Annotated in this window: 19 protein-coding genes and 1 pseudogene; 19 read left to right on the forward strand and 1 reads right to left on the reverse strand. The window is 42.1% G+C overall.

What is annotated here, in order from left to right:
* Positions 1–525: 525 nt before the first annotated feature.
* The 19 genes from KQI87_RS13395 (at position 526) to KQI87_RS13485 (ending at position 23,888) form a co-directional block, all read left to right on the forward strand.
* A complete protein-coding gene (locus KQI87_RS13395) occupies positions 526–1,476 on the forward strand; it encodes a diacylglycerol/lipid kinase family protein (protein WP_216460581.1) in 951 nt (316 codons plus the stop codon).
* 1 nt (position 1,477) lies between these two features.
* The gene (locus KQI87_RS13400; RefSeq protein WP_216460582.1) at positions 1,478–3,598 is read left to right on the forward strand and encodes a glutamine synthetase III family protein; all 2,121 of its coding nucleotides are present in this window, start codon (positions 1,478–1,480) and stop codon (positions 3,596–3,598) included.
* Positions 3,599–3,798: 200 nt separating this feature from the next.
* Positions 3,799–4,719, forward strand: a complete 921-nt coding sequence (locus KQI87_RS13405) for an AAA family ATPase (protein WP_216460583.1) — start codon at positions 3,799–3,801, stop codon at positions 4,717–4,719.
* Positions 4,709–6,502 carry a cobaltochelatase CobT-related protein gene (locus KQI87_RS13410; protein WP_216460584.1) on the forward strand — a complete coding sequence of 598 codons (1,794 nt, stop codon included), beginning with the start codon at positions 4,709–4,711 and terminating at the stop codon, positions 6,500–6,502. Before KQI87_RS13405 ends, KQI87_RS13410 begins: the two co-directional genes overlap by 11 nt.
* A gap of 178 nt (positions 6,503–6,680) precedes the next feature.
* Positions 6,681–8,579: an OPT family oligopeptide transporter gene (locus KQI87_RS13415; RefSeq protein ID WP_216460585.1), complete on the forward strand. Its 1,899-nt coding sequence runs from the start codon at positions 6,681–6,683 to the stop codon at positions 8,577–8,579.
* A gap of 24 nt (positions 8,580–8,603) precedes the next feature.
* Positions 8,604–8,969 carry a PqqD family protein gene (locus KQI87_RS13420; RefSeq protein WP_216460586.1) on the forward strand — a complete coding sequence of 122 codons (366 nt, stop codon included), beginning with the start codon at positions 8,604–8,606 and terminating at the stop codon, positions 8,967–8,969.
* A gap of 301 nt (positions 8,970–9,270) precedes the next feature.
* A complete protein-coding gene (locus KQI87_RS13425; RefSeq protein WP_216460587.1) occupies positions 9,271–10,143 on the forward strand; it encodes a YitT family protein in 873 nt (290 codons plus the stop codon).
* A 357-nt stretch (positions 10,144–10,500) separates the two neighbouring features.
* Positions 10,501–11,589: a PucR family transcriptional regulator gene (locus tag KQI87_RS13430; protein WP_216460588.1), complete on the forward strand. Its 1,089-nt coding sequence runs from the start codon at positions 10,501–10,503 to the stop codon at positions 11,587–11,589.
* A gap of 381 nt (positions 11,590–11,970) precedes the next feature.
* A complete protein-coding gene (gene ftsE / locus KQI87_RS13435) occupies positions 11,971–12,654 on the forward strand; it encodes a cell division ATP-binding protein FtsE (RefSeq protein ID WP_216460589.1) in 684 nt (227 codons plus the stop codon).
* Positions 12,644–13,549, forward strand: coding sequence for a permease-like cell division protein FtsX (ftsX, locus tag KQI87_RS13440; RefSeq protein WP_216460590.1), 906 nt, complete (start codon positions 12,644–12,646; stop codon positions 13,547–13,549). The genes ftsE and ftsX overlap by 11 nt, the downstream gene beginning before the upstream one ends.
* Before the next feature lie 138 nt (positions 13,550–13,687).
* Entirely contained in the window at positions 13,688–14,878 is a 1,191-nt protein-coding gene (locus KQI87_RS13445; protein ID WP_216460591.1) for a S41 family peptidase, read from the forward strand.
* Positions 14,879–15,070: 192 nt separating this feature from the next.
* Complete coding sequence (locus tag KQI87_RS13450) at positions 15,071–15,940, forward strand: DegV family protein (protein WP_118573892.1); 870 nt, start codon at positions 15,071–15,073, stop codon at positions 15,938–15,940.
* A gap of 93 nt (positions 15,941–16,033) precedes the next feature.
* Positions 16,034–17,971 carry a bifunctional metallophosphatase/5'-nucleotidase gene (locus KQI87_RS13455; protein WP_216460592.1) on the forward strand — a complete coding sequence of 646 codons (1,938 nt, stop codon included), beginning with the start codon at positions 16,034–16,036 and terminating at the stop codon, positions 17,969–17,971.
* Between the two features lie 232 nt (positions 17,972–18,203).
* Positions 18,204–18,677, forward strand: coding sequence for an NADAR family protein (locus KQI87_RS13460; protein ID WP_216460593.1), 474 nt, complete (start codon positions 18,204–18,206; stop codon positions 18,675–18,677).
* 196 nt (positions 18,678–18,873) lie between these two features.
* Positions 18,874–19,104: a hypothetical protein gene (locus KQI87_RS13465; protein WP_330655863.1), complete on the forward strand. Its 231-nt coding sequence runs from the start codon at positions 18,874–18,876 to the stop codon at positions 19,102–19,104.
* Positions 19,105–19,196: 92 nt separating this feature from the next.
* Entirely contained in the window at positions 19,197–19,865 is a 669-nt protein-coding gene (locus tag KQI87_RS13470; RefSeq protein ID WP_216460594.1) for a response regulator transcription factor, read from the forward strand.
* Between the two features lie 28 nt (positions 19,866–19,893).
* On the forward strand, positions 19,894–20,946 hold the full coding sequence (locus KQI87_RS13475) for a sensor histidine kinase (RefSeq protein ID WP_216460595.1): 1,053 nt from the start codon (positions 19,894–19,896) through the stop codon (positions 20,944–20,946).
* Between the two features lie 160 nt (positions 20,947–21,106).
* Positions 21,107–21,874, forward strand: a complete 768-nt coding sequence (locus KQI87_RS13480) for an ABC transporter ATP-binding protein (protein WP_118573896.1) — start codon at positions 21,107–21,109, stop codon at positions 21,872–21,874.
* Positions 21,867–23,888, forward strand: a complete 2,022-nt coding sequence (locus KQI87_RS13485) for an FtsX-like permease family protein (RefSeq protein ID WP_216460596.1) — start codon at positions 21,867–21,869, stop codon at positions 23,886–23,888. Before KQI87_RS13480 ends, KQI87_RS13485 begins: the two co-directional genes overlap by 8 nt.
* Before the next feature lie 163 nt (positions 23,889–24,051).
* Here the strand turns inward: KQI87_RS13485 and KQI87_RS13490 are convergent.
* Positions 24,052–24,815 (reverse strand): annotated as a pseudogene (locus KQI87_RS13490) (IS5 family transposase).
* Positions 24,816–25,118: the final 303 nt, after the last annotated feature.

The raw sequence follows: 25,118 nt of genomic DNA on the forward strand, positions 1-25,118 counted from the left end.
GGTAAAAAATATTTTGTCAAGTTTTTTAAAAAGAAAAAAAGCCAGCAAATATGCTGGTTTGAGTAGTGGTCGAATTTTTGGTACTGCAAAAAATGATAGTGCTAAATCCTAAAGACGGGCCTGTCGTTGCAAGGCGCATTACTGTGAACGAAGTGAGCAGTAACAGCCCGGCAGTCCCATAGCCAGCCAACAGGCAGGAAATATTTTTGTTTTCAGGTGCATTTGCAGTGGGCGTAGTAACTCTTGGTGCGTGGGAATCTGCGTTATTCAAAAATTGCTCACTGTCTGAGCGAAGCGAGTTTGAGCAATTTTTGAATGTTTTTAGCAGATTTCCACACACCTAGAGTTATTAGCCCGCGAAACCGCACCTGAAAACAAAAATATTTCCTGCCGTCCCCAAACTTTTTTTGCCCCATGAACCCCATTGACTTTTCCCCTCTTTTTTTTTATATTATATAAATAGAATTCCGCGTACCCATAAACCTACGCGTTCAAACTCTGAAAAAGAAGGAGGAATGCATAAAAATGGATAAGAAAATGCTCTTTGTTTTCAACCCAAAAGCAGGCAAAGGTAAGATCAAAGCAAACCTGCTTGATATAGTGGACATTTTTAATAAAGGCGGTTATGAAGTAATTATCTATTCCACACAGAAACCAAAAGATGCCTACGAGAAAGCCAAAGAATACGAATCCAAAGTAGATCTTATCGTATGCAGCGGCGGAGACGGGACTCTTGATGAGGTGGTTACCGGAGTAATGGAAAAGAAGAGTTCCATTCCCATCGGATACATTCCGGCAGGAAGCACCAACGACTTTGCAAACAGTCTCTTTATGCCGAAAAGCATGACAGATGCCGCTTCCATGATCATGGAAGAGAAACTTTATCACTGTGACATCGGCAGATTCAATAACCAGAGCTTTACATATATAGCAGCTTTCGGTCTTTTTACAGATGTAGCCTATCAGACAGATCAGGATCTCAAGAATATCCTTGGCCATGTAGCCTATCTTCTTGAGGGAGTGAAACGCCTTTTTGATATCAAATCATACCATATGAGAATTGAATCCGAAGAATTAACTGTGGAGGATGACTTCATCTTTGGAATGATCACCAATTCCCGTTCAGTGGGAGGTTTCAAGAACCTTACAGGCAAGAACGTGGATATGAATGACGGACTTTTTGAAGTTACCATGATCACAAGACCGAAGAATCCGCTGGAATTGCAGGAGATCATGACTGCAATGCTGACAGCAGAGGACAATACAGATCTGATCCATTCTTTTAAATCAGCCAGGGTGACCATTACCACAGAAGAACCGGTACCATGGACTCTGGACGGTGAATACGGCGGCAGCCATACACAGGTAGAGATCGAGAACTGCCACGAAGCACTGAATCTGTATCTTAAAAGTACCAAGAATGAGGAAACCAAAACAATTGGCATTTCCCCGTTAATAAATAAAAAGGAGAAATAAAATGGGTGAGTATATCAATGTAGTAGAGACTTTTGGATGTGACGTGTTTAATGATTCCGTCATGCAGGCACGACTTCCGAAGAAGATCTACAAAGAATTGAAAAAAACCATAGAAGAGGGCAAAGAACTGTCTATGGAAATCGCAGATGTAGTAGCACACGAGATGAAAGAATGGGCCATTGAAAAAGGTGCCACACACTACAGCCACTGGTTCCAGCCTCTTACAGGCGTGACAGCAGAGAAACACGATGCCTTTATCACAGCTCCGATGGATAATGGCAAGGTTCTGATGTCCTTCTCCGGAAAAGAACTGATTAAAGGTGAACCGGATGCATCTTCTTTCCCGTCCGGTGGATTAAGAGCAACTTTTGAGGCAAGAGGATATACAGCGTGGGACTGCACATCACCGGCATTTGTACGCCATGATGCAGCAGGTGCAACTCTCTGCATCCCGACCGCATTCTGCTCCTACACAGGAGAAGCCCTTGACCAGAAAACACCGCTGCTTCGTTCTATGGAAGCGATCAACACCCAGGCACTCCGCCTGCTCAGACTTTTCGGCAACACAACTTCTAAGAAAGTAACTCCGTCCGTAGGAGCAGAGCAGGAATATTTTCTGGTAGACAAAGAGAAATGGCTTCAGAGAAAAGACCTGATCTATACAGGCAGAACACTTTTCGGTGCCATGCCTCCTAAAGGCCAGGAGATGGATGACCATTATTTCGGAACAATCCGCCAGAGAATTTCCGCATATATGAAAGAGGTAAACGAAGAATGCTGGAAACTGGGCGTACCTGCCAAGACACAGCATAATGAAGTTGCTCCTGCACAGCATGAACTTGCACCGATCTATGCACCGGTCAACATCGCAGCAGACCAGAACCAGATGATGATGCGTATCCTGAAGAAAGTAGCCAGCCGTCACGGAATGCGCTGCCTGCTTCATGAGAAACCATTTGCAGGTGTAAACGGTTCCGGTAAGCACAATAACTGGTCCCTTACCACAGATGACGGGATCAACCTTCTGGATCCGGGCAAAACACCGCATGACAATATCCAGTTCCTGCTGGTTCTTACCTGTATCCTCAAAGCAGTAGACGAGCATGCAGATCTTCTCCGTGAATCAGCAGCAGATGTAGGAAATGACCAGAGACTTGGTGGTCATGAAGCACCTCCAGTTGTAATCTCCGTATTCCTTGGAGAACAGCTTGAGGATGTTCTTGAGCAGTTAGTCAACACAGGAACAGCAACACACAGCAAGAAAGGAAGCAAACTGGAAACAGGTGTTAAGACACTTCCTGATTTCATGAAAGACGCTACAGACCGTAACCGTACTTCACCGTTTGCTTTCACAGGAAATAAATTCGAGTTCCGTATGGTAGGTTCCAGAGATTCCATTTCCGGATGCAACGTAGTCCTGAATACCATTACAGCAGAAGCATTTAAGGAAGCATGCGACCGCCTGGAAAATGCACAGGACTTTGACCTGGCAGTACATGACCTGATCAAAGAATACGCAACAGAACATCAGAAGATCGTCTTCAACGGAAACGGCTATGCACCGGAATGGGAAGCAGAAGCAAAACGCCGTGGACTTCCGATCCTTCCTACTATGGTAGATGCTATTCCTGCACTTACCACAGAGAAATCTGTCAAACTGTTTGAAGCATTTGACGTATTCTCCAGAACAGAGCTGGAATCCCGTGCAGAGATCAAATATGAGATTTACTCCAAAGCAATCAACATCGAAGCAAAGACAATGATTGATATTGCAACTAAACAGATCATCCCTGCAGTTATCAGATATACAACTGTACTTGGCGAGTCCATCAACACAGTTAAGGCAGCAGGCGAGGGCCTGATCGATGTGAGTGTACAGCTTGACCTGCTCAAGAAGGCATCAAAACTTTTAAAGAGCACAAACAGCGCCATGAGCAAACTCAGTAAACTGGTTGAGAAGATTCCGGAACATGCAGAGGGACAGGACAGAGCAGTATTCTGCAAAGAGAAAGTCGTACCTGCAATGGAAGCTTTACGTGAGCCTGTAGATGAATTGGAAATGATCGTAGATAAGGAAATGTGGCCAATGCCGTCTTATGGAGATCTTGTATTCGAAGTATAATATTATTGTAAAAACGCAGACAGAAATGCTATAATAAAAAGGTCGTGAGTCTAAAAACAGATGAGCGGCCTTTTTCTGAAATACAAACTGGACTATAATAGTCACATAAAGAAGCAATCAGAAAGCGTATTATATGAATGTCTTTCTCTTATTTGCTTCTGATATCTGATAAGGAATAACATAACAAGAAGGAGAACTAAATGGAAGAACTGAAATTTCTGGAGGAACAGCAGGTATCCCCTGAACTGATAAAGAGAGTAGAAGAATTCCGTACTCAGTACGATGTAGCACCGGAGGTGACCGGCAGGATTGTGAAACCTTCCATCCCATTTTACGGAAAGGACATTCTGGAAATGGCAATCGCCGGACTACTCAAAGGAGAAAACCTCTTACTTACCGGACCGAAAGCAACAGGAAAGAATATTCTTGCAGAAAATCTTGCATACATTTTCAACCGCCCTGCATATAATGTTTCTTTCCATGTGAATACAAACAGCGGCGATCTGATCGGAACAGACACTTTCGTGGACAATGAAGTAAAACTTCGCAAGGGAACTATCTATCAGTGTGCAGAATACGGCGGATTCGGAATCCTCGATGAGATCAACATGGCAAAGAACGACGCGGTCTCCGTTCTCCATGCAACTCTGGACTACCGTCGTTCCATTGATGTCCCAGGCTATGATAAAATTGACCTCCACCCTGCAGCCCGTTTTATCGGAACCATGAATTACGGATACGCAGGAACAAAAGAACTCAATGAAGCTCTGGTATCCAGATTTCTGGTCATCGATATGCCCGCCCAGACTGAAGAATCCCTGGAATTCATTTTCCACCAGATGTTCCCGAATGTAAAAGAAAACGCCAGAACACAATTCATCGGTGTATTTCTGGATCTGCAGCTCAAAGCCACAAACAGCGAAATATCCACCAAACCGCTGGACCTGCGAGGTCTCCTTGCTGCCATGAAAATCGTAGAGACAGGACTTTCACCGCGAAAAGCAGTTACCATGGGTGTGGTAAACAAGACTTTTGATATTTTCGAGAAAGAAATCGTGGAAGACGTAGTAAGAACCAGAATTCCGGCAGACTGGACAAGGGATGATGTATATGAAAGATGAGAAAATCGTAGAAATTGACGATTACCGCCTGGAACTGGAAACCAGAATCCGCAATCTCCTCTGGACAATCAGCGGAGATTACACATTAAATATGAAAGTAGACGTTCCCCTGTATCTCCGCTCAAAAGCAATTGCCCTGTATGACGGAATCAAGCAGGGAGCACTTGCAAAATATTATGATAAAGATCTGCTGGGCTTATATCTGGTAAAAAAAGTTTTTTGTCAGGCAGGCGAAGGAGAATTGACTACAATTGCACAGCTTTGTGTGGAAGAAGCAATCGGAGATAAAATCTGTCTGGAGCGCCCGGGAGTCCGGGAAATGCAGAAACAGGCATTTGAAGATATCCTTGATCAGGAATTTGAACAGATGCCGGCATACGGAGATATTCTTGGCCGCCTGAAAATCGCCATCCTGCGTGACCACCTGCAGAATGGAAACCATCATGTAGAAGAGCGTCTGCGCAAAATCCGCGATATGGTTTACCAGTCCCGAATTGCCGCAGATACCATGGAACTGATCCGTATCATTGACAGCCTTTACAATACGATCATTGATCCGAACTTTGAGAAAGACCATGGCACGCTGGAACAGATCATGGCAGTCACCATGGAAGAACTTTCAGAATACGATTGGGAGGATTTTCTCACAGAAGATCTCTATGAAGAAGTACTGGAAAGTTACATTGAGCAGATGGCAAACCGTATCACAGACATGGAAGATACCTCTGTCACGGAAGAAATGGAAAAACAGCGCCAGACAAAACACAAAATTACGATTTTGACAGAAGAGGAACTGGAGAAAGCCTACACCTACGTGGAACTGAATTTCGGGAAAACTTACCTTACTCCTGCAGAAGAGAAGCGCATGAATTATCTGATGTGCCGGGAACTTCACAGAGACTGCAGCCTTTATTTTACAGAAGGAATTCTCAAAAATCCGGTCAAACGAAACTATCAGTACGAATACGCAGTGCGCCTGAAGAACAAGAACATCTGGCTTTACCATGACAAACACAGGATCGTGAAACAGAACATCGCATCGCTCACAGACCTGTTGCGAAAGACACTGGTGTTGAAAAGTGAGACACAGGAAGTACTTTCAGACAGAGGCACGATCATCCCATCCAGACTCTGGCGTGTGGGAAGAAGCAGTGAAGCAAATCTGTTCAAAAGAGAACTGAAATCAGATGCATCCGATTTTGTAGTTGATGTGCTGATCGATGCCAGCGGGTCTCAGATGTCCAGGCAGGGAGACGTGGCATTGCAGGCATATATCATCAGTGAGGCACTGAGCAATGTAAACCTGCCTCATCGTGTTATGAGTTTCTGTACATTCTGGGATTACACCATTCTTCACAGATTCCGTGAGTACGATGACCCACAGTCAGCGAATGAAAATATTTTCAATTATGTGACCTCTTCCAATAACAGAGACGGCCTTGCCATCAAAACTGCAGGATACGGTCTGCTCCAGAGACCGGAGGAGAAGAAAATCCTTATTGTATTAAGCGATGGGAAACCATACGATGTCATTGTAAACAGGCCACACGCAAAGAACCCGGAACCTTATATGGGAAAATATGCAGTCAATGACACTGCAACGGAAGTACGTCATCTGCGAAACCTGGGAGTCAGTGTCCTGGGTGTTTTTGCAGGAGAAGAAAAGGACCTTTCGACGGAAAAAAAGATATTTGGAAAGGACTTTGCATATATTCGTGATATTTCGAACTTTTCCAGAATTGTCGGACGATATCTGATCAAACAGTTGGATTCTGATGAATAAACAGACAAAATAACGCAAAAAAGTGATGTTAGAAAACGCTAACAAGGTAGAAATTTATCAAATCATCACGTCAATACGATAAAGTGTACAAAAATCCATTATTTTCACCTTGCCTTTTTGTATATATTTCGCTATAATGTGATATGTTTATAAATTAATACAAAAGGGAGAGGAAATCATGAACGAAAACAAAGAGTTCAAACCGTATATTCCGGCTGACAAGATCACACCGGAATTTACGGTGACATCCATCATCATGGGTGTTATCCTTGCAGTCATCTTCGGTGCAGCCAATGCTTATCTTGGTCTGCGTGTTGGTATGACTGTATCTGCTTCCATTCCGGCAGCAGTTATTTCCATGGGCGTAATTCGCAAGATCATGAAAAAGAACTCCATTCTGGAGAGCAACATGGTCCAGACAATCGGTTCAGCCGGTGAATCACTGGCAGCCGGTGCAATTTTCACAATGCCAGCTCTGTTCCTTTGGGCAGAAGAAGGACTTTGTGAAATGCCGGGTATCGTGGAAATCACATTAATCGCACTTTGCGGTGGTGTTCTTGGTGTACTTTTTATGGTACCACTTCGTAACGCACTGATCGTAAAAGAGCATGCAACACTTCTTTATCCTGAAGGAACTGCCTGCGCAGATGTTCTGCTTGCAGGTGAAGAGGGTGGTGCAAACGCTGCGACAGTATTCTCAGGTATGGGAATCGCAGCGATCTTTAAATTTGTCGTTGACGGTTTAAAGGTAATCCCTGCAGACGTTGCAGTAGCATTTAAAGGATTCAAAGGTGAAATTGGTATGGAATGCTATCCTGCACTTCTCGGTGTTGGATATATCGTAGGACCAAGAATCGCATCCTTTATGTTTGTTGGTTCTCTTATTGGCTGGATGGTGCTGATTCCGGTAATCTGTCTGTTCGGAGCTGATACAGTTATGTATCCCGGAACAGAAACAATTTCTGCTCTTTATGCAGCAGGCGGAGCAGCTAAAATCTGGAGTACTTATGTAAAATATATCGGAGCAGGAGCTATCGCAACAGGTGGTATTATTTCCCTGATCAAATCCCTGCCTCTGATCATTACAACCTTCCGTGATTCCATGAAGAGCATGAAGGGTGGCAAGAATACAAGTACAGAAAGAACTGCACAGGATCTTCCGATGAACGTTATCCTGATCGGTATTGTGGCAATGGTTGCGATCATCTGGCTTGTTCCGGCTATCCCGGTTAACCCGATCGGTGCGCTGATCATCGTAATCTTCGGCTTCTTCTTTGCAACTGTATCTTCCCGTATGGTTGGTCTTGTAGGAAGCTCCAACAACCCTGTATCAGGTATGGCTATCGCTACACTTCTGATCGCAACAATGGTTATCAAAGCATCAGGCAAAACAGGTATCGACGGAATGAAAGCTGCAATTGCGATCGGTTCCGTAATCTGTATCGTAGCAGCGATCGCAGGTGATACTTCACAGGACTTAAAGACAGGTTATCTTCTTGGCGCAACTCCTAAGAAACAGCAGATCGGTGAGCTTATCGGTGTTGTTGCTGCCGGTCTTGCTATCGGTGGTGTTCTTTATCTTCTGAACACTGCATGGGGATACGGAAGTGCAGAAGTACCTGCTCCTCAGGCAACTCTGATGAAGATGATCGTAGAAGGTATCATGGGCGGCAAGCTTCCATGGACACTGGTATTTATCGGTGTATTCCTTGCAATTGGTCTGGAAATCTTAAGAATTCCGGTTATGCCATTTGCTATCGGTCTTTACCTTCCAATCTACCTCAACGCTGCTATCATGATCGGTGGTGTTGTTCGTATGTTCGTTGACGGAAGAAAGAATGTTGATGATAAGAAAAAAGAAGAACAGGCAACAGACGGTACACTTTACTGTGCAGGTATGATCGCAGGTGAAGGTCTTGTAGGTATCCTTCTTGCAATCCTTGCAGTAGTAAACGTAAGCAGTGTATTTGATCTCTCCGGAAGCATTAACCTTGGTAATGCAGGCGGCGTGATCCTGATGTTACTTATGATCTTAAGCCTTCTGAAATTCAGTATCTGGAACAAGAAGAAAGCCTGATCAGGCGGAGATGATAATATTTAAATGAGTAAAAAGAAAAAAGAATTACAGATCAATTATCTGGATCTCATTCCTGAGCGCAGTGCACAGCTTCGCTGGCATACTGATATCAGGGGGAGAATGGTGCTGGAAATAGAGAATAAGGGCGCGTTTAACACGATTGCCCAGAAGCTGTTTGGAAAACCCAGATATACGAAGATACATCTGGATGACAATGGCACATTTATCTGGCCACTCATAGATGGCAGGAAGACAGTGGAAGATATTGCTGCACTGGTAAAAGACGAATTTGGGGAGAAGGCAGAGCCTTTATATCCAAGGATCGTTAAATACTTCCAGATAATGGAGAGTTATCATTTTGTAAATTTTATCAATAAGCCTGGAAAATAAGGTAAGAATAAGAGCGGGAGCAGTCCTATGTGGATTGCTGCCGTTCTTGTAATTTACGGGAAAATAATTACGGCACAGTGATAAAGTGGTATCTTATTTAACCAAATCCACTGCGAAGTGGTTAGTTAGTGTAGAGCTGCGTAGCAAAACGGATGATTTTATTCACTTAAATTACGGTTTGCTGATTGTGCAGCTTCATGATTTACTTTGATCAGAATACCGACAAGTGTCTGATCATACAGTGGCAGATATACTATAATCCACTGATCCCTGAGAATATAAAAGATGCAGGAGGAGAAAGATGAAATTAGCAAATGGAAAAAAATCAAAACTGCTCGAATACCTGATGATCATCGTAGGAACCGGACTGATGTCCCTGGCGATCAATTCTGTATTCGATGCATCCGGAATGGTAACCGGAGGATTTTCCGGCGTAGCAATTATTATCAAAGCATGGACAAAAGGAATCATCGATGGCGGAATCCCTCTCTGGGTAACGAACCTGGGACTCAATATCCCGCTGTTTCTGATCGGGTGGAAAATCCATGGTTTTTCTTTTGTAAAGAAAGCATTGGTAGGAGAAATTTCTCTCTCTGCATGGCTTGCACTTCAGCCGGTGTGGAACCTTGCCGGTGATGACCTGCTTCTTGCGGCACTCTACGGTGGCGTGATCCAGGGAGTCGGCATAGGTCTTGTTTTCCTTGGAGGAGGAACAACCGGAGGAACGGATATGATGGCAGCCATCATTCAGAAATTCCTTAAACATTATTCCATTGCACAGATCATGCAGATCATAGATGCAGGCGTTGTGCTTGTTGGTATGTACGTATTCGGAATCCACAAAGCACTCTATGCGATCATTGCCGTATATCTGGTAACAAAAGTGTCCGACGGACTGATCGAAGGTCTGAAATTCTCCAAAGCCGCCTATATCATAACATCTAGGCCCAAAGAAATTTCCGACATGATCATCAACGACCTGGATCGAGGTGTCACCGGCATCAGCGCAAAAGGAATGTACTCCGGACAGGATAAACTGATGCTCTTCTGCGTAGTAAACAAAAAAGAAATCGTAATGCTCAAAGAAAAAGTAGACGAAATCGACCCGTCAGCATTCGTGATCGTTACGGATGCAAGAGAAGTACATGGGGAAGGCTTTATTGAGAAAAAGTAAAAATATAGAGTTTGGATACTTTAACTGAAATATAAACAGTCTCTGCCGGATTATAAAGCGATATATTTGAAACAGAAAGTTGTTATCAGGTTGTATAGAGTGAACACTCACAAAAAAATATACAAAAAATTGTAAGTTTTTTTCTCTTTCCTCTTTTATTTTTGGTAAATATGTATTAAAATACAATACAGGTATAAGTTTTTATGGTTAAAACGGAAACAAACGTTGCTATTCATTACGTATTTAATAATGAGACCAAAATTCATTTCAAAACTGCCTGAGGCAATGAAATTCTGAATAGTAGCGTGTGAATGGCAGTACGAACAAATACTATAGATGAGAAGGGATTGAAATTGGATGATATCGAATCAGGTGCTTCAGAATACTCTTGAAGGGTTAAAAGAAATTTCCAGAACAGAATTTTGTGTCCTTGACACAGAAGGCAAAGTACTCGCAAGTACATTTGCAGATTTTTCCATCGCAACGCCAGACGTACAGGCTTTTGTAGAATCACAGGCCGACAGCCAGCTGGTAAAGGGCTTCCAGTATTTTAAAGTTTGTGATGATTATCAGCTTGAATATATTCTGGTTGCTCACGGTGACGATGAAGATACTTATATGGTCGGCAAGCTCGCAGCTTTTCAGATCCAGAATCTGATCGTAGCATACAAAGAACGCTTTGACAAAGACAGCTTCATTAAGAACTTGCTTCTTGACAACCTGCTTCTTGTTGACATTTATAACCGTGCGAAGAAACTGCATATTGAAGCAGACGTGCGTCGTGTAGTAATGATCCTCGAGATGCCTCAGGAGAAAGATCACAGCTCCATGGAGAGTGTGAAGAGTCTCTTCGGCGGCAAAAGCAAAGACTTCATCACAGCAGTAGATGAGAAGAGCATCATTGTAGTCAAGGAACTTGACGATGGCGAGAACTATCCGGAGATGGATCAGCTTGCACACACAATCCTCGACACACTTGGAATGGGCAATGATGGCAAGACACATATGGCATATGGTACGATCGTAAACGAACTCAAAGAAGTATCCCGTTCCTACAAAGAAGCCCGTATGGCACTCGACGTAGGCAAGATCTTCTTTGGAGATAAAGAGGTTATCGCATACAGTTCTCTGGGAATCGGACGACTGATCTATCAGCTACCAATCCCGCTCTGTAAGATGTTCATCAAAGAAATCTTCGGTGGCAAATCCCCGGATGATTTCGACGAAGAAACATTAGTGACCATCGACAAATTCTTCGAAAACAGCCTGAATGTCTCCGAGACATCCAGACAACTCTACATCCACAGAAACACTCTGGTCTACCGCCTCGATAAACTCCAGAAGAGCACAGGATTAGACCTTCGCGTATTTGAAGACGCCATTACATTCAAGATTGCGCTTATGGTAGTACGCTATATGAAGTATATGGAAACACTAGAGTATTAATACATTATAATAGAAGGAACACATCAATGCCTGCTGCAGTGCCAATTACTGCAGCAGGCATTTTCTCTCTTTACAAATCTTATTTCACAGTGTATAGTTAGAATTCGAGATTGCAGTAAGGATATGCAGTTATATAATTTAAAATGTTACATAGCGAGACAGTTCCACAGCAAAGTAACAGGCAGGAAATTTATTGGTTGCGAGGGCATTTGCAGAATTACTAGACTCCGAAACCGCCTTCGCAACCAATAAATTTCCTGTCGTCCCTTACTGAGAAAAACTATGAACATTCTATGAAACCTCAAAAACCCACTTGCAATCCCCAAAAACATATATTACAATATTGTTACAAAAACATGAACCCCTTGGAGGAAAAAATCTATGATAGACCTAATAGATGTAAGCAAATCCTACGGTCCTGGTCTTCCGGCCGTAAACCATGCGAACTTACATATAGATAAGGGCGAATTCGTCTTCGTAGTAGGAAACAGCGGATCAGGCAAAACAACCCTGATCAAACTTCTCATGAAAGAACTGGATTCCACATCCGGCCAGACCATCGTAAGCGGTGAGCGTCTGGAGAAAATGAAACATAGACGAGTAGCCAAATACCGCCGTAAACTTGGTGTAGTGTTTCAGGATTTCCGACTCCTGAAAGACAGAAACGTATATGAGAACGTAGCATTTGCTCAGCGAGTAGTCAACCGTCCGACACGAGTTATCCGCAAACGTGTTCCTGAAGTACTTCAGGAAGTTGGCCTTGCAGGCAAATATAAATCTTTCCCGGACGAACTCTCCGGTGGAGAACAGCAGAGAGTCGCCCTGGCCAGAGCTCTGGTCAACCGTCCGGACATCCTTCTGGCAGATGAGCCAACAGGAAACCTGGACCCGAAGACTTCTGAGGAAATCATGAAACTTCTGGAACAGATCAACGACAGAGGAACCACTGTCCTGGTAGTAACTCACAACAAAGAAATCGTAAATGCAATGAAGAAACGAGTAGTTACTATGCATGAAGGTTCCATCATAAGTGACGAGAAAGAGGGAGAATATCATGAGGCCTAGTACAATATGGTATACCCTGAAACAGGGTATCAAGAATATTAAGAGAAACTGGATGTTTTCCCTGGCATCTGTTATTACAATGACTGCCTGCATTTTTCTGTTCGGAATCTTTTTCTCTATTGTAAATAATGTTGACAATATTGCACACAAAGTAGAGCAGGAAGTCCCGATTACCGTTTTTTTCGATGAAGGAACCACAAACAAGCAGATCAAAGCTATCGGAAAGAAGATCAAAGCACGTCCGGAAGTAGAGAAGATCGAGTATCAGTCAGCAGATGAAGCATGGCAGGAATACAAAGATAAGTATTTCCAGGGATCAGAGGCAGCAGATGGATTCAAGGACGACAATCCGCTTGCAAACTCAGCCAACTATCGTGTATATATGAACGATATTACGAAACAGACAGAACTTGTTTCTTATATCCAGGATCTGAAACACGTAAGAAAAGTCAACCAGTCCGAAGAAGCAGCCAAGACTCTTGGAAACATCAACAAGCTGGTTTCTTATGTATCCATTGCGATCATTGCACTACTGTTGATCATCTCCATTTTCCTGATCAGCAATACCGTATCTGTTGGTATTGCAGTCCGTAAAGAAGAAATAGGGATCATGAAATATATAGGTGCCACCGATGCATTCGTAAGAGCACCATTCCTGTTAGAGGGTATGGTACTGGGAGTGATCGGAGCCGCAATTCCTCTGACAGGACTTTACTTCTGCTATAATGCCGCAGTATCCTATATACTGACCAAATTCAATGTACTTACCGGCGTGGTAGATTTCATTCCGGTATGGCAGATCTATCAGACTTTACTTCCGATCAGTCTGGCACTTGGAATCGGAATCGGACTTATTGGAAGCTTTTTTACAACAAGAAAACATTTAAGAGTATAATTGACCTGCTGATCAGTAATGATTCAAGTGTGGCCAGATCGCAGAACAGACAGATGATCTGTCTGAAATGAGCCTTAAGCTGCCGGTGCAAATGATACATATCATAGGCCGGCGGCTTTTTTTTACAGGAGTGTGGACATGAAGAACAAAGAATTTTGGAAAGGCACTGTAGCAGGCGCCTTAGTAGTTGCGTGTGTGACAGTCGGTGCTTATGCAGGCGCAGGTCTTGCAACAAAAGATACGGTACTTGGAGACCGTAAATGCAGATCAAAACTGACATACCTCGAGAACTTGATCGATGAATACTATCTGGGAGATAAAGATGAGGAAAAATTACAGGAAGGTCTTTATACAGGTCTGTTGTATGGATTGGATGACCCTTATTGCAGATATTATACAGCAGAAGAATACGAGGCAGAGAATTCTTCCAGCCAGGGAACTTATGTGGGAATTGGCATCCTTATGGAAAAGAACAAAGAGGGCGGTGTAAAAATCGTAGAGTGTTATGAAGGCGGCCCAGGAGAAGAGGCAGGTCTGAAAGCAGGAGATATTATCAGCGCTATTGACGGTGAGGATATTACAGATGATGAAGTTTCTGATGTGGCAGATCTTGTACGTAATTCTGATAAAGACAGCGTAGTACTTACAGTACATCGGGAGAATGTAGATGATGCTATGGAGATCACTGTACCGATCACGGATGTGGAACTGCCGTCGGTTTTCCATGAAATGCTGGATTCAAAGATTGGATATATCCGTATCACTGAATTTAAAGGTGTTACCAGTGAGCAATATCAGGAAGCATTTGATGATCTGAACAGCCAGGGAATGGAGAAACTGATTGTAGATCTCAGAGACAATCCTGGTGGTCTGCTGGACTCTGTCTGCGATATTCTGCGCCAGATACTTCCGGAAGGATTGATTGTTTACACGGAAGATAAAGATGGAAACAGGGAAGTGGAAAAATGTGATGGCAAAAATGAACTCCTGATTCCGCTTGCAGTCCTGGTAAATGAAAGCAGCGCCAGTGCATCAGAGATTTTTGCCGGGGCAGTGCAGGACTATGGAATTGGAACCATCGTAGGAACAACCACCTACGGAAAAGGCGTTGTACAGTCCATCCGCCAGCTCTCAGACGGAAGTGCCATTAAACTGACTGTTGCCAACTACTACACTCCAAAAGGAAACAACATCAACAAAACAGGAATCAAACCTGATATAGAGGTTTCTCTGGATACCAGCCTGCTGAATAAGAATAAAGACGAGATTACCCATGAGGAGGATAATCAGCTGCAGGAAGCGATTAAGGCAGTTGAGAAGGAAAAGTAGTTGTTTGGCTGATGGTTTGATGCTATACTGTATATATGATGTCAGGGTTGAAAGGTATTTTACCCCTGACTTGATAGATAAGATGAAAAGCCTATTGCTGAGCAGGCAGCGGATTTTGATTTGTAGTTGCTAAGACACTGAACAGTTAATGGGCAGAAAGTGAAAAATATCAGAAAACGAGAGGGCGACAACATGAGCGAATATGTGATCACCACCGACAACAATTCAGATCTTCCGGAGGAATATCTCAAAGACCATGGAGTAGGCTGCATGTATCTCAGTTATTCCATGGATGGAAAAAATTATACACATGGAAATTTCCTTCCGGAGCATGAATTTTATGAGGCAATGAGAAACGGTTCCATGCCAACCACAGCACAGGTAAATCCTGAAAATGCAAAAGCACTGCTGGAGCCTTATCTGAAAGAAGGAAAAGATATTCTTCATATTGCATTTTCCTCTGCCTTAAGCGGTACATACAATAGCAGCCGTATCGCAGCGGAGGAACTGATGGAGGACTATCCGGACCGCAAGATCATCGTGGTAGATTCTCTTGGCGCTTCCCTTGGTCAGGGACTTCTGGTTTACCTTGCACAGGAGAAGAAAGAGCAGGGAGAAGATCTGGAGACAGTTGCGAAATGGGCAGAAGAGAACAGGCTTCATATGGTACACCTTTTTACAGTCAATGATTTAAACCACCTATACCGTGGAGGTCGCATTTCCAGAACCACTGCAGTAGTAGGAAGCATGCTGAATATTAAACCGGTTCTTCATGTGGACAATGACGGAAAACTCACTGCCATCGGCAAAGTCCGCGGCCGTAAAAAATCCCTTCAGGAGCTGGTAAAGCTTATGGATGAGAAAATCGGCAGCTATCATGATACCTGCCATACCATCTTTATCAGTCATGGCGACTGTGAAGACGATGCAAATTATGTGGCAGAGAAAGTAAAAGAAAAATACCAGATCAACACGATTATCATGAATCAGGTAGGAGCCACCATCGGCGCTCACTCAGGTCCGGGAACAATGGCTTTGTTCTTTGTGGGAGATGAAAGATAAATTAGTTTTTTGTAAAATGGTTTCATGGTATCATTATCCTGCGGGAAAATAAATGATACTGAGGAACCATTTTTGATATTACAGGAGAATTTTATGAAATTATTAAAAAAAGTATTCGCATTCATATTTATATTTATGCTGAGCGTTTCAGGTCTGACAGGATATCAGGTAAACGCCTCAGAGGAGCCCAAACATCTGAATATCCTGTTCACCCATGATCTGCATTCCCATTTGAACAGCTTTCAAACGATTGTAGACGGGACACAGCAGGAGACCGGAGGATTTGCCCGGCTGAAAACATTGATCAATGAGTATGAGAAAGAGAATACAGATACACTTATACTGGATGGAGGAGACTTCTCCATGGGAACTCTGATACAGACTGTATATGACACAGAGGCCGCCGAACTGAGGATGCTTGGATATCTGGGCTGTGATGTGACAACTCTGGGAAATCATGAATTTGATTACGGCTCTGATGGCCTGGCAGATATGCTGAACGCCGCAGTCAGTTCAGGTGAAAACCTTCCCGGGATGGTTGTGTGTAATGTGGACTGGGATGCAATGAAAAAAGCCGGCCTCAGTGAAGGACAGAAACAGATTTATGAAGCATTTCAGACATATGGGGTAAAAGACTATACGGTAATTCAAAAAGGCGATGTAAAGATTGCAGTACTGGGTGTTTTCGGCAAGGATTCTCTGGATTGCGCTCCTACCTGCGAGCTTCTTTTCAAAGACCCGTCAGAAGCAGCCAGAGAAACAGTAGAGGAAATAAAAAAGAACGAAGATGTAGACATGATCGCCTGTGTATCACACAGCGGAACATGGGAGGACGAAAAAGTATCAGAGGACGAAATCCTTGCAAAGAATGTTCCGGACATTGATCTGATCATCAGCGGACATACCCACACACAGTTGGCAGAACCAATCCTGCAGGGAGATACCTGCATCGTATCCTGTGGAGAATATGGGAAAAACCTGGGAACAATTTCCATGACTCAGAAAGAGAATGGACGGTGGGAAACGGATACCTATGAGCTTGTTCCGGTTACGGATGAAATCAAAGCAGATGAAGCCACACAGAAGAAAATAGATGAATTGTCAGATACTGTTGACACCAATTATCTTTCCAATTTTGGTTACACCAGAGAGGAAATTCTGGCAGAGAATGACATTGAATTTAACAGCCTCAGTGAGATGGAAACAAAGCATGAGGAGTTAAATCTGGGAGATATCATATCAGATGCTTATGTATATGCAGTAGAGAATACAGGAGACTCTGACGGAGAAAAAGTAGATGTTGCAATCGTACCTGCCGGAACTGTAAGAGATACTTATACAAAAGGCGATATAACAGTGGAGCAGGTATATAATTCCTTCTCGCTGGGAACAGGAAAGGACGGACTTGCAGGTTATCCTCTGATCAGTGCATATTTAACGGGAAAAGAACTGAAAACAGTGGCAGAGGTAGATGCCTCAATTTCAGATTTTATGACAATAGCCAGATTATATTGCAGTGGAATGAATTTCACCTATAATCCCCACCGCATGATCTTAAATAAAGTAACAGACTGTTATCTGACAGGCAAGGACGGGGAAAGGGAAGAAATACAGGACGATAAATTATATCATGTTGTCACCGACCTGTACACTGGCCGTATGCTTGGCTCTGTTCTGGACAAATCCTATGTTCTGATATCCATCGTCCCCAAAGATAAAAATGGCAATCCCATAGAGAATCTGGAAGATTATGCAGTCATGGATGGAAAAAAAGAACTGAAAGCCTGGGCTGCAATTGCAGAGTATATGCAATCCTTTGAAGACACAGACAAAGACGGAATTGCAAATGTGCCGGAATATTATGATACAACACACGAAAGAAAAGTTGCAGACAACAGCAAAAACATCATAAATCTGGTAAAACATCCGAATAAATTTGCCATAGCGATTGTGGGAATCTGTATTGTGGCTGTTGGGGTGATTCTGCTGTTGATCTTTGGAATTGTAAAGATTATCAGAAGAAGGAGATAGCATTTTACTATAAACATTGCATGATCAGTTGCTCTATCAGGAGGGTAAAGGGCGGATATGTGAAAAGCTATTTCTATTTTGGAAAAAGAAAAAGACCTCATAATATGAAGTCTTTAAAGGCACACACTGTGCAACTGGAAAAACCAGTGAGTAGTGCAAATCCGTAGGGAAAATTAGAACAGTAGGTTATCTAAATTAAATGATTTTATAAAAAGAAAGCAGGTGAAATGTAATGAACGTTATATGTTTCCATAACCCAGATGAAGAAAATGGCTATTTAAGTAACTGGTATCTTAGTCATTTCACAGTCAACGGAATAGATTTTTCGTCAATGGAGCAGTTTATGATGTATCAGAAGGCATATCGCTTTCATGATGAAGAAGTAGCTGATAACATACTTCATACAGATAATGTTGCAGAGATTAAGAAATTAGGTCGTAAAGTACATGCCTATGATGAAAATGTCTGGAATGGTGTAAGGCAGATTATTGTTTATGAGGGATTAAAAGCGAAATTCAGTCAAAACACAGACTTAAAACGACAACTTGTTGATACAGGTGATGCTGTGTTAGCTGAATGTGCAGTAAGAGATCAGATCTGGGGAATAGGTTTATCCATGGGAGATCCAAACAGGTTTGAGCGAAGCAAATGGAGAGGCAACAATCTTCTGGGATATGCTTTAATGTTAGTGAGAGAACAGTTATAAATTCTGATTCTTGAGATGAAAATAGATAAGAAAAACATTTTTTATGAAATCCAGAATAATAAGGAGTTTTTGAATGAGCGAACAAAAAAGAAAAATTGGTTTTACCGTTGCGTGTGTAAATGAATTTGCCAATAAACATAATTTAAGTGTCAAAGTATAGTGCAGACTATACAAGGATTTTGGACAGGGATTCTATTTGACAGATATTGAAGAACAGGCACAAAACATGCCGATTGCGGCCAGCCAGTACTGGAATTGCATACATGGACGCGAACTGGGAGAAGCTGACAGGGATGAAGAAAGAAAGCAGACCATGCGTGTACTCGCCAGAAATATGACTTTTCTGATGAAGAGTATCGAACTTGGTAAAAAGCAGTTTGGACTTCCGGAAAAGGAAGAACATGCATTCACACATTTTATCAGATAGAGATTCCTGAGTGCTTTTTAAATGAATCGAGTCACCTGCTGCATTTGCGGAGAGCAATAAGCAGTGGGTGGAACAGAGGGAAAGGGATAACTATGTATCGTATTTTTATCGTAGAGGATGATGAGATCATCTCAGAAGTACTGAAAAAGAATCTTTCGTCCTGGGGATATGATGTATCCTGTGCGGAGGATTTTTCCAATATTATACAGGAATTTGTACGCAGAGATCCCCAGCTTGTCCTGCTGGATCTGAAGCTGCCTTTCTATAATGGCTTTCACTGGTGTGAAGAAATACGCAGAATTTCTCAGATTCCGGTTATCTTTATTTCTTCGGCGGCAGATAATATGAATATGGTTATGGCAATGAGTCGTGGCGCAGATGATTTTATTGCAAAACCGTTTGATATGGATGTACTGACTGCAAAAATTCAGGCGATTCTGCGCCGCACATATTCCTTTGGAACTCCGGGAAATGTTCTGGAATATAAAGGGGTTGTTCTGAGCCCTTCCCGCTGTACTCTGACGTGGAATGGAAACGATATTGATCTTACGAAAAATGAGCTTCGCATTCTGGAAATATTGATGGAGCATGCCGGAAAGGTTGTTTCCAGAGATGCGATTATGACGAAACTATGGGAGAGTGACAGCTTTATTGATGATAATACGCTGACTGTGAATATTACCCGCCTGCGCAGGAAACTGGAAAAAGAAGGACTGAAAGAATTTATCATTACCAAAAAAGGCCTTGGATATATGGTATAAGACGACAGTATAAATAAAAGGATTTTTTATGAAACTTTTTCTGGATTATATAAGCAAAATTAAATTCTATATCATTCTGCAATTGTTTCCTGTAATGCTTGCAGAAATAATTTTTTTTCTTTATCAGCTGCCGATTGAACCGATGGTGTATGTTACTGTTTTCTGGTTAATAACTGGTATTTGTGCGTGTCTGAACGGATTTTACAGATACAGGAAAAAGGTAGAACAGTTGGAATTGATTGCAGCTGCACCGGATATCAATCTTTCACAGATGGATTCTCCTGTCGGTCAGGATGAAAGATTCCAACAGGAAATTATGCAGCAGTTAAATCAGATGCGTATCGATGTGGAGAATGCCAGCCAGAAGGCATCTGAAGACATGACAGATTATTATACGATGTGGGCACATCAGATCAAAACGCCGATTTTTGCACTGCGACTTTTACTTCAGGAGAGTCCTGAGGAAAATAAAGAGAAACTTTCGGAACTTTTTAAAATTGAGCAGTATGTGGAGATGGTTCTTGGTTATCTAAGGACAGAGGATATGTCTTCGGATCTCAAACTTTCCCGTTGTTCTCTTGACCGGATCATACGTGATCAGATTCATAAATATGCAGGAATTTTTGTCTCAAAGAAACTCACACTTACTTATGAAAGTATTTCGCAGGATGTTCTGACGGATGAAAAATGGCTGGGATTTGTGATCGGACAAATTTTATCCAATGCCCTGAAATATACCCGAACCGGAGGAATCCGAATTTATCTGGAGAAAAAATTATCTCTGGATACAGATGATGTAAGCATTTCGATAGGAAATGATGACTGCAATAAAGTAGAAAACCTTACACTGGTCATTGAAGATACCGGAATTGGTATTCGTGCAGAAGATATTCCGCGAATTTTCGAAAAAGGCTACACCGGAGTAAACGGACGGGATGATAACCGCGCAACAGGTATCGGACTGTATCTCAGCAACAAGATTATGCGCAAACTGGGACATCGTCTTTATATAACTTCTACGGAAGGAAAAGGAACGAAAGTATTTCTTGAATTTTCAGTTGAAGATTTGAATATGTATTAGAGTTTTTTTACACGTTTTAGAGGAAACCTGCTAATATTTAAGTGACACGAAACCTTACAGAAATGTAAGGTTTTTTCATATAATGTAACCTGTTTCGATGGCAGAAGCCGTAAAAAATCCTTATACTTACGGTATCAATTAAAAGAAAGGAGCCCCATTTATGGCTTTGCTTGAAGTTACAAATATCAAAAAAATATACAGTACACGTTTCGGGGGAAACAAGGTACAGGCGCTTTCAAATGTTACATTTTCTGTAGAGGAAGGTGAGTTTGTCGCGATTATGGGGGAATCTGGTTCCGGTAAGACAACCTTGCTGAATATTCTTGCGTCTCTGGATCGTCCGACATCCGGAGAGGTTCTTCTGGAAGGAAAAAATATCGTATACCTTACAGAAAAAGAAATATCAGCATTCCGAAGAAAAAATCTTGGATTTGTTTTTCAGGATTTTAATCTGCTGGATACCTTCAGCCTGAGAGATAATATTTATCTTCCACTTGTTCTTACAGGAGAAGATTACCGTGAGATGGAACAGAAAATCCGCCCGATTGCGCAGGCTCTTAAGATCACAGAAATTCTGGATAAATTTCCATATGAAGTTTCCGGCGGTCAGAAACAACGTGCTGCTGTTGCAAGGGCGTTGATCACGAATCCCAAACTGATTCTCGCGGATGAACCGACGGGCGCACTTGATTCAAAGGCGGCGTCAGCACTTCTTTCCATATTTGGCGAAATCAATGCAGAGGGACAGACGATTCTTATGGTTACGCACAGCGCACAGGCTGCCAGCCATGCGTCCAGAGTTCTTTTCATCAAAGACGGAGAAGTTTTTCATCAGATATACAAAGGCAGTAAATCGCGCCAGGAAATGTATCAGATGATCGCGGATACGCTTACGATACTTACGACAGGTGGTGAGCAGCATGCATAAGGGGATTTTTTCCAGACTTGCAAAACAGAATATCCGAAACAACAAAAGCACATATATTCCATACATGATCACCTGTATTTTCTGTATTGCAATGATTTACATGATGGAATTTCTGCGTGACTGCCCGACGCTGGATCAGGCAGTGCGTCAGGCGGATGAAGTGCGTATGATCGTGTTTACAGGAGAGATAGTCGTAGAGATTTTCTGTATTATTTTTCTGATCTACAGTAATAGTTTTCTGATGAAGAGAAGGCAGAAAGAGATAGGTCTTTATAATATTCTTGGACTGGAAAGAAATCACATTGGAATCGTAATGTTTCTTGAAACGATCATTACCTCAATAGGTTCACTTGCCGGCGGTATTGCAGCCGGAATTATTGGAAGTAAGCTGGCGCTTCTTTTGCTGTTAAAGCTGCTTCATATCCCTTCAGTGCTTGGATTTTACATTTCAGTAAAGGGGATTTTTACCTGTCTGTTCATGTTTGGTATCGTATTTTTGATGATTCTGTTTCTGAACCTTGCGAAAATTCATTTAAGCCGTCCGGTAGAATTACTTCGCGGTAATAATACCGGAGAAAAAGAACCGGCAGCAAAATGGCTTATGGCATTGATTGGTTTTATCTGCCTTGGCGCAGGTTATTACCTTGCGGTTACGACTGAATCTCCAATCAAGGCAATTACGATATTTCTTCTTGCTGTTATTCTTGTTATGGCAGGGACTTATCTGCTTTTTACCGCAGGAAGTATTGTGATTCTGAAATTTCTCCGACGCAGAAAGAGTTTTTATTACAGGACTGGAAATTTTATCAGCATATCAGGAATGCTTTATCGAATGAAGCAGAACGCAATTGGTCTGGCAAGTATCTGTATATTGAGTACAGGGGTTCTGCTTATGATTTCCATGACTGTTTCCATTTATTTCGGAATAAATGATATTATGCTGAATCGCTATCCGTATGATGTTGATATGTCTGTTACCAGCATAAGCGAAGAAGAATGTCAGACCGCAATAGAGGCTTTTGAAAAAGCTGTTGTGGATAATAAAGTTCCGGTAGAAAAGTCTGTGGAGGAAATCTATCTGGATATCGTATGCAGCAAAAATGGTGATCAGATTCTGATAAAACCAACAAATACTATTCGAAATTCTGATTCAGTACTGGTACTTTCTCTTTTGAATCAGGCAGAATATGAAAGACTTACAGGAATTTCTGCAAATCTCAATGATGGTGAAATTTTTGCATGGTATCCTTCAGCTGTGCAGAAAGATTCAGTTACTGTTGATGAGACAGAATTTACAGTGAAAAAATGGCTGGATAAGAATCCCCTGACCTGTGGCGAAGATGCAGTCAGTGATAATGCAGTGCTGGTTGTTACAGATGAAGATTTTAAGAAATTTGATGAGATGCGTACAGAAATGTATAAAGGAGTTTCTTCTGCTCCTGCGGGAGAGGACCTGACACTTCATCTTGGTCTGGATATTACCGGTTCGGAGACAGATAAGATTGATTTTGGAACCCCGGTAATGGAGGCTGTTAAAGACTTGAGGAAAAACGGAGGCTTGTCAGAAAACTCATGGATAACTTCCGGAATCCGTCAGCAGGAATATGAGTCCTATTATGCGGATAATGGTTCTCTCTTGTTTATCGGAATCTTTCTCGGTTCTCTTTTCCTTATGGGAACAGCTATGATTATTTATTATAAACAGATTTCCGAAGGATATGAAGATCAGAAACGATTTGAAATCATGCAGAAGGTTGGTTTAAGCCGCCGTGAGGTCAGAAGTTCTGTCCGCAGACAGATTCTGATGGTATTTTTCCTCCCGCTGTTAATGGCAATGCTTCATATCACCATGGCATTTCCAATGATCCGCCGGTTACTTTTACTTTTCGGAATGACGAATACGAAGCTGTTTATTGGATGTACTGCGGGAACAGTTCTGATTTTTGCTGTTGTGTATGGGTTGATTTATCTTATGACGGCGCGTTCTTACTATCATATTGTAGAACGCAAATAAATATCAGGGTCAGAAGATTCTTAGATTATTCGTGTTTATACGATGAGATTTTGGAAACTTCTGACCCTCCTGATATGTTTATTTATATTTTATGATTAGATAGAATTTTTCAGTCAAAAAGAATGAGCGTATTAGAGCGTGTTTGAAAAACATTTCGAGTTGTTTACTTTAACCAAATTAATATTGAGACGATGCATACGAAACCCAGAAAAGTGGAAGCCAGTTTATCATAACGTGTGGCCATTCGGCGAAACGCTTTTAATTTGAGAAAATAGTTTTCTACTAAATGTCTCTCTTTGTAAAGCCACCAATCACAATGACGGTCAAATTTCGCTCCCTTTCTGGAAGGAATCGTTGGTTCTCCACCATGGTCGTAGACATAATCAAGTAATTTATTACTATCGTATCCTCGATCAGCTAATACATTGCTTCCGGTTGTATTCACATGTTCGAGCAATGGAAGTGCGTAATTAATATCATTACGCTGACCTTCACTAATCATAAAATATACCGGATAGCCATAGGCATCCACTATGGCATGGATTTTTGTGCTTGCTCCACCTCGGCTATGTCCGATTTCGTTTGGAGGCCCCCTTTTTTTGCACCTGCACTGTGCTGATGAGCCTGAACAATAGAAGCATCTATAGATAGTTCTGTTAATTCAGCATCAAGGCTTAAAACACGAAAAGTGTTATCGATGATGCCATCATCAATCCATTTTCGAAAACGGGAGTAGACGGTTTGCCAGGCACCGTAACGTTCTGGAAGATCATGCCAGGGCGCTCCACTGCGGGCAATCCAAACAATTCCGTTAAGAATTGTCCGAGTACATTTTTGGGGGCGGCCCTGTTTTTCAGTATTTTCAGGTGGCAGTAAAGGAGCAATGCGGTTCCATTCTTCATCAGTTAACTCGTATCGTCTCAACATAGTAAACACCCCTTTTTCTTTATTTTAACATGAAAAAAGGTATTAGAATATATGTTTTGTGCAACTTTTATTTTTTAGACACGCTCTAGTACAGCGAATGTTAAGTAACTTCTATATTGACTTGTCTGATTTTTCATCTGCGGCGTTGTCGTCAATCGTCGTAGCCACCGCTACGCCTCATCCCTCCTTTCTGTGAATAATCACAAAATTGAGATTCTTTTCTTTTTTTTCATACCTGGGAAAAGTCTGTGGTAGAATATTGAAAAGTATTAAGTATCAGTACTGTGCATAGATTACTTGGTG

Source organism: Blautia sp. MSJ-9 (assembly GCF_018919065.1).
GTDB lineage: Bacteria > Bacillota > Clostridia > Lachnospirales > Lachnospiraceae > Blautia_A.